At 54.1% G+C, this 2,386-nt stretch carries 2 protein-coding genes; both read right to left on the minus strand.

Annotation, left to right across the window (positions count from 1 at the left end):
• Window positions 1-885: glycoside-pentoside-hexuronide (GPH):cation symporter (locus tag RTW80_RS24095; protein ID WP_312720548.1), on the minus strand; the 885-nt coding region annotated here is incomplete at its 3' end.
• 45 nt (window positions 886-930) lie between these two features.
• Window positions 931-2,386, minus strand: a 1,456-nt coding sequence (gene yihQ / locus RTW80_RS24100) for a sulfoquinovosidase (protein WP_312720551.1), incomplete at its 5' end; no start/stop codon positions are given.

The following is a 2,386-nucleotide window of genomic DNA, read 5'->3' on the forward strand; positions in this document are numbered from 1 at the left end:
GAATACGCCGATGAAAATACAGCCCATGCTGAAAAATCCCATATACAACAACAGGATGGGATCGTTAAGCACGTACTGGGTGTAATAGACCTGGATGGCGAGCTTGACGTTAAACGCCCCTAAAGTGCAGAGGTTGGCAATGCACAGAATGAACAGCGGGCGGTTACCCGCAATTGCGCGGAAAGATTGCAGCAGGCCCGGCTTTTGCGCCGGATTAGCAGGCTGGGTTTCGACATAACGCTCTTTCACGCCCGAGTAGCAGATCCACATAAACAGCAGGCCAAACAGTGAAAACAGCGTGGCGGCGAAGATATAGCCAAGTTGCTGATTACCTTCGATAAGATTCATAACTGGCACGAATCCCACCGTGCACAGCAGCAGGCCCAGCGTAGCGCCGCCCTGACGCCATGCCGCCAGTGAGGCGCGTTCGTTGGGGTTTTTGGTGATAGCGGGAACCATTGCGCCGTAGGAGCAGTTCATCATGCTGAAAAACAGTCCGTAAAGCATAAACAGAATAGTGGCCATCACCGTTTTACCGGTGACATCAAACGGTGTGCCGACAAAGTTGGCGATCGCCAGTAAGGTGACCGGGAATGACGCATACAGAATAAAAGGACGGAACTTACCTTTTGGACCGATCTTGCGTCGGGAATCCAACATAATGCCGGTACCCATATCGGTAAACGCAGTAAAGAATTTTGAAATCAAAAAGATAATGCCGCCATAGGTGCCTGGCAGCCCCAGAACGTCGGTATAAAACTTCAAAAGATAAAGCGTACCGATATCCAGCAGGATGTTAGAGGCCAGGTCGCCAATACCGTAAGAGAGTTTCTCTTTAAAGGGCAGGCGTAAAGTTGCTGGATCTTCCGTTGTGATGTGACTCATCGATGTTCTCCCTTTGCCCATGAGTTTCCCCACGGGCGGATGTGATTAGATGCTTTTTAACGACGCGAACAGTGCCGCCCATTCGCTATCGGCGCGATAAAAGACCGGCGGCTTGCCGATGGGCGCATTAACGGTAACTTCCCCGCCCCGGAACGCTTCACCCGTCCAGGCGTGGACCCAGTTATCCTCCGGCAGATAGAGCGTCCAGTCGCTACGGCCTTCTTCATGCACCGGAGCGACCAGAATGTCGCGACCTAACAGGTACTGATATTTCAGGGTGTAAGTGTGCGCATCGTCTTCGTAATGCAGGAACAGCGGGCGCATAACCGGCAGGCCGGACTTCGCATTCAGCGCGACGGCCTCTTTCAGGTAAGGTTTCAGGGTGGTGAAGACGGTGGTCATACGGGCGAAATGGGCGATGGTTTCTGCGTCGCCGTCAAACTGCCAGTTGTCGCCAGGACGGTTACCTTCGTGGGTGCGCATCATCGGCGTGAAGGCGCTGAAATCGCACCAGCGCAGCAGCAGCTCTTTGCTGCGCTTCATCTCAAACAGGGTGGTGTAACCGCCAATGTCGCTGTGGTGCAGGCCATGTCCGGTCATTGCCAGCGACAGCGCCGCCGGGACAACCGACGCCAGGCCATCGTCGAGACTCCAGTCGACGTTCTGGTCGCCCGCCCACATCATGGTGGAGTATTTCTGGCTACCGGTAGAACCGGCGCGCATAAAGAAAAGGATCTCGCCGAGCTTGCCCGTTTCTTCAAGGGCTTCGTAGTTACACTTCGCCCACAGCGCAGGCCAGGCGTTATGCATAATTTCGGCACTGACGCCGTTATGCAGGTACGTGTCGGTGGGCAGATACTCGCCGAAGTCAGCCATCCAGCCGCCGCAGCCGAGTTCAATCATGTTCTTTTTGATCACTTCCTTGAACCAGGCGTAGGCTTCTGGATTAGTGAGATCGACAACGCCGCCGTAAAACTCGCCAAACTCCACCAGATAGTCACCGCCAGAGGCATCTTTTGCCAGATAGCCGTGTTGTGCCGCTTCTTCGCAGAGATCTTTATCGCTGGCAACATACGGGTTGATATAGGCCAGGAACTGCACGCCCTCCTGATTCCACTGCTTAATGCGTGAATCCAGTTGCGGGTAGTTTTCGCTGTTCCACTTCCAGTTCCACATCACGCGTTTGCCAAAAGAGGTCATACGAATACCGGACCAGTCCTGCGCCCAGATGCCGTTGACCTTCACGCCCGCGTTACGCATGGTGTCCAGTTTCTTCTGGCACACTTCCGTCCCGCCCTGAATGCCGAGCGTTACTCCGTCATAAATCCAGTCGGGCAGTTCTGGCTGGCGTCCCAGCAGGGCGGTTAATTTTTCCAGCAGGGAAATGTATGTGTCAGCACATTCAAAACGCAGCGTTGCTTTGTCTTCCCACAGCGCCAGTTCATGGTATTCCGGGGCACTAAAGTCGAAGTTCATATAGCAACTGTTATCAACATGGCAG

Origin of the sequence: Escherichia sp. AM3 (genome assembly GCF_032029835.1) — a bacterium.
Classification (GTDB): Bacteria; Pseudomonadota; Gammaproteobacteria; order Enterobacterales; family Enterobacteriaceae; genus Escherichia; species Escherichia coli.